Raw genomic sequence first — 8454 nt, forward strand, 5'->3', positions numbered from 1 at the left:
CGGTTCTGACGAGAACAGTCGCATCCTCCGATACGACCTTCCTGTGACAGCTGTTGTCAGAACTCTTCCCATCCAGAGTCGAGGTCTACGTCCTCTTCCATTTCTACTTTGAGCGCAGCATTCCCGTGCGTCGCGCTCGCCGCGCGTGGCGTGGCTGGCTCCGCACTTGGTGCGCTTTCCTTTGCGGGAGCCGCCGGCTTCGCGACTTTGGCAAAATCGAGCTTGAATCGCGCCACCGCCGCCGCCAATGCATCCGCTTCCGTCGTGAGAGCGTGGCTCGCGGCAGTCGTTTCTTCGAACATAGCCGCATTCTGCTGTGTTACGTGATCCAACTCGTTCACCGCAGTGTTAATTTCGTTCAGGCCCGCTGACTGCTCGCGCGCGGACGTCGCGATGGTTGAAACACGTTTGGAAATCTCAGAAACTGAACTCACAATTGACGCAAGGGCGCTACCGGTCTTGTCAACCAAATCCACTCCCTGCTCTACTTGATCTCCAGAACTCGAGATCAGTGCATTGATTTCGCGGGCTGCATCCGAAGAGCGTTGTGCCAGGGCGCGAACCTCCGTGGCAACCACTGCAAACCCGCGCCCTGCCTCACCGGCACGCGCTGCTTCAACCCCGGCGTTCAGGGCCAGCAAATTTGTCTGGAAGGCAATGTCGTCGATCACGGTTGTGATTTTCGAAATCTCTTGTGATGACGTCTTGATACCATCCATTGCCTCAACCGCCTGACGGGCAACCTCCCCACCTTTTTCGGCATTGGCCTGTGCATCTGCCGACATCGAGGACGCCTCGTCTGCACCTTCAGCAGCAGACCTTACGGAACTCGTCAGCTCATCGAGAGCCGCAGCGGTTTCTTCCAGTGTCGCCGCTTGCTTTTCGGTGCGTCGTGACAAGTCATCTGCAGCTGTCGTAATTTCCCCCGTCTCGTTCCGGATCGATTCAGAGTTGTGCATCACAGCGCCGACGGCTTCTTTCAACGCGCGCACCGCTGCGTTGAAATCGCTCCGCAGTTTTTCGTAGTCCTCCGGGAAGGCTGTGGCAATTTCGATTGTCAGATCACCTTCGGAGAGGCTCTGCAGCCCGACACCCAACGCCTGGACCACCGCCTTCTGCTGCTCAGCCACCAGCGCGCGTTCCTCGTCAGCGAGACGCACCGCTTCAGCACTTTGTGTTACATCCGTGCCGAGAAAGATCGCACGGTCCAGTTTCCCATCAGGCGATGGCACGGACGCAAAGTTGCCTTCGAGGATCATTGTCTTGCCATCAGACGCGCGATTGACTGCAAAACGACCGAAAACCGCGTCGCCTTCCAAATCGCTGTTCAGCGCTTTCCGCTGCAACTCCTCCGCGCTCACGTCACCTTCGGCGGACCCAGCAAAAACCTTTGAGAATGTGCTGGAATGAATCGCATCATCGGAGACATCCAGCAAGGCAACCATATTGAGATTTGTCCCAATCACCTGCCCCTGTGCATCGAATTCGATACGCAGCTGGCTATGATCAATCGTCTCAAGCAACGCAGAATTGCGAGCGGCTTCGGTGTTGTCCGCCCACTCGATAACGGCGCCGATCATCTCTTCCGCGTCATTCAACGCCGCGTTCATGTTAATTTCAATCAGCGCATCACCAATCTTTGCAATATGCGACACCGGCAGTGCATCCTTCCCACGAGACAAAATCTCCGTGGCGTAGTCACGCATCTGGTCGAAGTTTGCCAGGCTCGCTCCCATGGCCGTTCCCTCTTTCAGGTCAGGCCAGTTTTTTTGCAGATCGACTGAAATCTCCTGCAGAAGTGTCTCACAGGTAGGATTCAGAAAAATCACCTGCAGCTGCTCGTCCACCATCATCATCGGCGCAGTGGATCCGACGAATGCAGCACTCTTGAAGGCGCTTTCGCGCTCGGCTTTCTTGGCAACACTCAAGGCCTCGCGAAAGGTGTCGAGCCGGCGGGCCATTTGCCCGACTTCATCCCCACGACTGGTGTAGGGGACTTCGATGTCATAGTTTGCGTTTTCCACCTCCCCCATTGCCGATGTCAGGCGCATGAGCGGCTGGGACATCTGGCTGCGCAGAAAGTAACCTGCCAAAGCGACCGCAATGATCATGACAACCATGCCGGTGCTCAGCGCCTTTGTTTGAAGCGCTTCCAAACGCGCAAGCTGGCTCGCATCACTCCAGCTTGTCACCACAACGCCCGAAATGGCGTCGCCATCGCCGAAGACCGCCGGATAAGCGACCGACAAACCATCCTCGGACACGACCACTTGCGATTGATCCAATGCTTCCTGTGCCAGCGCAGTGGCCATCTCGGCATCGAAGCTCTCGATCCCTTTGTTGTACAGAACTGCCCCCGTACCGCTGACCACAAGGGCGCCTTTCGCATCAGGTTTTGCGGAGGCAATGACACCATCCACAATCTGTTCAACCGCATTTGTGTTCCCGAACTTGATCGCGCCTCCCATCTGCATGGCCAGCAACCCAGTCACTTCCGACGCACGTTCACTCAGCGCATCAGAGGTCAGTTCCTCTTTCATGTTGTTGCTCATCAGGGCGACTGCAGCCACAACGGCAACCACGCAAACAACCACCATGACGGTACATTTGATAAAAAGACTGTTGAGCGGGTTTGTCTGTTGCGTGGAGCGTTTCAGAAATGACATCGCCGGGTCCCCTTGTGCGCGATCTTGTGTAACCGTTTGCAGAATTCTGGCAGGGCAGACGGTGTTTCAACTCTCCTCTCTACAATCGAGTTCTTACGGAGCGCTTAACGCCAACCAAGGTGGGTAGACATCTGGCACCGACAGAGATTTCAAACACGGGGATGCGTCCGGCGCACACCGCAAAATCTGTATCTTGGAAAAGAGTTCCGATGCATATCGAGAGCTCTTGCGCTCGGTCTCCCACCGGTGCTTGGAGGCCCTTGGCGAATGGCCGGGTGGAAGACGGTCAATCACACATCACTGCATTGAACGCGCCATGATCCGATCAGAGCTTGTTCCCCCACCTTACGGCTTGGCTGTCACGAGCTGATTTCGGACAAATACGTCTGCATATCGGACAAAATACACGCGTCGTATTTCAATCGTCACACCCGTCTGCGTTGAATTGATCACGGATCAGAGAACGCCTGTCTGATCGCAGGAAGCGGCCAGGTCGGGCCGGTTTCGGGGCAATCCACCGCAGGACCTCAGGCCGCCTGATACGCCTGCCCGCCATCCACTGAATCCAGGAGCGTCAGCGATGGAAGATCTTGCCGATCAGCATGTCTTTGAAAACCACAACGCAGACAAAACCGCTCCTGCGGGTGCGTCGCACAGAACGCCCAATGATGCGCCCTCGCCCTTTGCAGCGCACACCCGATGGTGGCACCACATCCCCGCGATCCTCGCGGCAGGGCTGATCTGCGGACTGCTGGCCGCGATGTTCTCGATCTCGGCAGCGGCTTTGCTGTTCTCCAACGTGCTGGGCGAACAGATCACGCTGGCCATCGGCATCTGCCTTTTTGGATCCATCGTGTTGAGCATCGTGATCGCGCTCTTCAGTTCCTGTCCCGGGACGGTGTCCGTGACCCAGGAGGTCACCGTGGTGACGCTGGCGGTCATTGCGGCCTCCATCCATGCAACGATGTTTGCGGCACATAGCGAGGCGGAGATCCTGGCGACCATCGTGGTGATGATCGGGCTGGCAACATCCATCACGGGGCTGGCGCTTTTTGTCATGGGAACGCTGCGGTTGGGGCGGCTCATCCGGTTCATTCCATACCCGGTCATAGCCGGATTTCTCGCGGGCATGGGGTGGCTGATCGTTGCAGGTGCCTTGGCCGTGGTCCTGGGGGAGGCACTGACGCGCGCAACCCTGCCGACGCTGCTGGACCCGGCCACCCTGGCCAAATGGGTCCCCGCTGTCGCCTTTGCTCTTTTCGTCGACACGGCCTCGCGGCGCAGCGGCAACCCGCTCGTGGCCCCGGCGGCACTTGTCGCCTCGCTGGCTTTCTTTCACGCGGTCGTCTGGATGATGGACATATCCGCGGCGCAACTGCAGCTGCAGGGCTGGGTATTCGCCCCACCGCAGGAGGGTCGGATTCTGCTCCCCTTTGAAGGTAACCCTCTGGCCGCTGCGGATTGGGCTGTGATCTGGTACGAGGCCCCAAAAGTGATTGTCCTTGTCGCCGTCAGTGCAGCGGCCCTGCTGTTTGCATCGAGCGGTATCGAAATGTCTGTCAAACGGGACATTGATCTTGATGTCGAACTCCGCGCGGCCGGCATCGCCAACATGTTTGCCGGTGCAGGCGGCGGGGCGGCCGGGTTCCAGGGGCTGGGGCTCACCATGCTGGCTCATCAGCTGGGCGCGCCCTACCGCATCACCGGCGTGTTGGTGGCAGGTGTCTGTACGGCGGTCCTGTTTTTCGGCGCAACCCTGCTCAGCTTCGTGCCTATTCCACTTTTTGGCGGCCTGCTGCTCTGGATCGGCGGCGGGCTGCTGTACGAATGGCTGATCGCCATTCGCGCGAGAATATCGCGGCGGGAGTACCTGATTGTTCTGCTGATCGTTGGCCTGATCGTCTCCGTCGGGCTGCTCGAAGGGGTGGTCGTGGGCATTTTTGCAGCCGCTGCCCTCTTCACGCTTGAGTATGCCCGCGTCGAGGTTGTCAAATACGCAGTAACCGGCGCGGAATTGCATAGCCGGATCGAGCACGCTGACGACGACCGTGCCTATCTCACCCGTCAGGGCAGGCATACAGTTGTCCTGCGCCTTCAAGGGTTCGTGTTTTTTGGTAGCGTTTACCGGCTGCACCAGTTCATTCTTGACCGTATCGCCTGCAGCGACACGCCCAGCATCAGGTTCCTGATCCTGGATTGTCGGGATGTCTCAGGGTTCGATTCATCGGCCATTCTGAGCCTGGAGAAAATCCGCGATATGATCCTGAAGGACAATGGCGAATTGATCGTCAGCGGCCTCAAGCCCGCCATCGCCGAGAAATTGCACATGGCTGTGGGGCCCGAAAGAAATCAGCGAACCTGCCGCTGTTTTGACACCCTGGATCAGGCGATGGCCTGGTGTGAAGACCGCCTTTTGCAGGGCTGGCAGGATCGACCGTCCAGGGATCATCGACATAGCCTCGCAGATCACCTGAATCGCGAGATCGACTGTCCGGATGCGGTTGAAAACATGCGCCCCTACCTTGAGAGAGTTGATATTGCGCCGCAAACCCGTTTGATCCGTCAGGGTGCGCAATCCTCTGACATCTTCTTTATCGAGCGCGGCACCGTCATCGTTCAGTTGGACGCAGGTGGGATGTCACCCGTTCATCTGCGGACGCTTGGACCGGGAACAATTGTCGGAGAAATGTCCTTTTTCCTGAAACGTCCACGCACGGCGTCGGCGGTCGCACAGACCGACACCACCGTCTGGCGACTATCTCGCGACAATCTCCAGCGTATGACGACGCGGGAGCCGCAACTGGCATACGCGTTTCACAGCTACCTGCTGCGCATCGTCTCGGAGCGCCTGAACCAGACAAACCGACTTGTCAGTTCCCTGACAAACTAGCCACTCACAGCGGTTGAGACGACGAAGGCGCATGCGCGGGGCTTTCTCTCCACGACCGCCGTAGAATGGGTTTGGTTTTCCCGTCCCCGCCAAGGCCCTGCGCATGTCCTAAGGACCACGCATCTCTCTCTGAGGCGCTTTCCCAAATCACGTTACGCGGGAGATCGGCCAGCCTTTGCCCCCGTCCCGTCCAGCAATCACGGCCCTCCTTTTCACAAAGAATATGTTGCAGGTTTAAGCGGATGAGCGGATAACCGGGCAGGCTATCGACCTTCTCAGGCTCTACAGCACAGTTGTCTCGACATGTTCGAAAGGCAGGTCATAAGCAATGAAGACCGTTGGGACGTTCCGAACATGGGTGCAGGCCGTCGCGACCCTGAGGCCAATCCGACAGATCCTGCCAGCTTTGATCGTCTTGAGTGTCATGCTGCAGGAGGCCGCGCCCGCTTTTGGGAATGAAGCATCAGAGCCTGCTGGAAAGAGCGATACAGCCAGACTGATCAACACGCTTCCAAGTGCCTCTCAGGAACAACTGCGCGCTTTGTCAGCCACCTATTTAGTCGATCCGGGCGGCGACCTCGACATCAAAGACATTCAGCAACAACCCTTCGTCACCGCAGCGCGCGAAGGGAGGTTCCCCGTTCCGTCCGAGGGGGCCGTCTGGCTGCGGTTCGACATCTCCAACCCGCACGCGGATGTCAAAAGGTGGATCATTGCCGCGATCGAGTTGTTCGTCCATGAGTTGGCGCTCTACGAGGTGACACCCGAGGGTGTTTTGCTCTTGTCACGAAACGGCCGGTCGGTGCCGTTGAATGAAAGACCGATCAACGTGGTTCAACCCGCCGTACCCGTCCAGATCAATGCCGGCGACACTAGAACATTTTACCTGCGTGTTTTCGGGATGCTGTCACCCAGCGTCAGCCCGGTGCTGGTCTCGGCGGATATGTTCACGTCCTGGTCGACAAAATCCGGGATCACTATCGCACTGCTGGCCGTTTTTCCGGGCATCATGGCGGCCTTCAGTTTAATTTTCTTTCGGCAGGTCGATCCCCGATCCTACCAGTATTATGCGGCCTATATGATGAGCCGCTTTATTTTTGCGGTCTTTTACAGTGACTGGTTCGTACAAGTGTCCGGCGTCATCCTGTCGCCGACAGTCAACACCCGGTTGGTTCAGTTTTTTTCGGGCACCGGCACTCTCTTCCTCATCTTGTTTTGCAGCGTGCTGCTCTCGGCGAAAGGCACGTCAAAACTGGAGAAACGCACCATTCAACTGCTCCTGATCGCCGGGGTGGCCGTTGTTGCCGCGACAACTCTGAGCCCTTTGCTGCTACGGACACCCCTGTTTGTCTTCAATGTGGCAGCGCCGCTCGTCCTGTTCGTCTTGGCAGCCATCAAGTTCCGCGCAGGTTTGCACTATGCCGGATGGATCTGTGTGGGGCTTGCTGCCTTGATGGTTGGAATGTTCTTTGCGATTTTGGGCTTCCTGTTCCCAAATGAAATCACGCCCACGTCCTCGATTTGGGAATTGAGCCTGATGAGCCCGCTGAAACTCGGCTATCATTTCGCCGTTTTGAGCGAGCCGGTTTTCATGATGATCGCCTTGTCGACAATGGTAAGCTCCATGCAACGGCAAAGACGCAGGGCAATCGCACAGGCAGGTGCCTTGCAACAGAAAATGAAAGCCGCCGAGAAAGAGCGCGGTGAGATGCAAAAACACGCCGACGCCCGGATTAAGGCGCTCGAAGCGCGACTGGTGGACAGTCCTGCCAACGAGCTGCTCGCGCCGGTTGAGCAACGTTTTCTGGAGCGCGCCACGGAATGCGTTCTTGACAACATTACCGACGAGAGCTTTGGCGTTCGGGAACTTGCATTGGCACTTGCCACCAGCGAGAAAACCCTGGGGCGGCGGATACAGAACTCTCACGGTCAGACATCGCTCGCCTTTATCCGCTCCATCCGCCTGAGTTTTGCACGAGACCTCATCCTGACGCGTCAACACAGGACAATAAGACAGACCTCGCATGCCGCCGGCTTCTCCAGCGTCAGTCATTTCACAAAGCTCTACAGGCAGGAGTACAGCGAAACGCCCAGCGAAACCTACAAGCTGGTACTGCCGGATGCCCTGAGTAAAAAGTCAAATTTCTGATGGCCCTAAGGTCTTGTCCGGCATCACAGGTTGCAAGTGCCCGGAGCTTTAACAGCTTTGTCAAATTGGCCGTAACGCGGAGATGTATTGGTTTCGCCGGAACGATAGCCGGATGATGACAGTCTTTCGCTTTTGCGAGAAATTGAGTTCCGCTTTGGCTTGGTTCCGATGGCACTGGAGACTGCTGGCGCAAGGGCCGGATGATGAACGGCTATGTCGTATTCTGCGCGCCGATAGGATACCTCTACAAAAAAGGCCGGTTCATACGGTAGGCTGTGGACTCGTGTCGCGTCCTTGACGTCCATCCTCAAAGGCTACACCTCGGGCCGCATCGCGTCCCGGGCTGAGTTGAAACGCTTCTTTTAGGAACAGCCGAAGTTTCCCAAAGACTTGCCCAGTGGACAGATCCGCCGGCAGCGCTTCACTGATCTGCTCAAGCCGACCTTTGAACCAGACATAAAGCCGCAGCTGTTGGACAGCCCTTGGATCGGCCCTGCCTTTGCGTTTTACGCCTTCCACGTGGTCTGCTTGCTGTAGTTCGAGAGCTGGCCCGCCTTACAGGAAAACCGTTCGCTTCTGTGGGTATTTGCATCAGCAGCGCTCATAGGTGCTATGGCCTAGGTGACCCAGCCCCCTGAATTCAGGCCACTGAGGTGCTAGTGATCCGTCCAAGCAAAGGATGGACTATGAAACGCAGATTTAGTGACGAACAGATCATTGGGATGATCAAAGAATACGAGGCGGGCGTG

Annotated in this window: 3 protein-coding genes; 2 read left to right on the forward strand and 1 reads right to left on the reverse strand. The window is 57.3% G+C overall.

The genetic code is table 11. The annotated features are described in order from the left end of the window. Positions 1–56 precede the first annotated feature (56 nt). Positions 57–2666, reverse strand: a complete 2610-nt coding sequence (locus tag ISX84_RS13010) for a methyl-accepting chemotaxis protein (RefSeq protein ID WP_195820789.1) — start codon at positions 2664–2666, stop codon at positions 57–59. A 580-nt stretch (positions 2667–3246) separates the two neighbouring features. Here ISX84_RS13010 and ISX84_RS13015 point away from each other — a divergent pair. Together ISX84_RS13015 and ISX84_RS13020 are read left to right on the forward strand one after the other, a co-directional pair. Beyond that, complete coding sequence (locus ISX84_RS13015) at positions 3247–5556, forward strand: SulP family inorganic anion transporter (RefSeq protein ID WP_195820790.1); 2310 nt, start codon at positions 3247–3249, stop codon at positions 5554–5556. Between the two features lie 328 nt (positions 5557–5884). Next, entirely contained in the window at positions 5885–7705 is a 1821-nt protein-coding gene (locus ISX84_RS13020) for a 7TM-DISM domain-containing protein (protein WP_195820791.1), read from the forward strand. The last annotated feature ends 749 nt before the right edge of the window (positions 7706–8454 follow it).

This window comes from Roseobacter sp. MH60115 (assembly GCF_015644665.1).
Classification (GTDB): domain Bacteria; phylum Pseudomonadota; class Alphaproteobacteria; order Rhodobacterales; family Rhodobacteraceae; genus Roseobacter.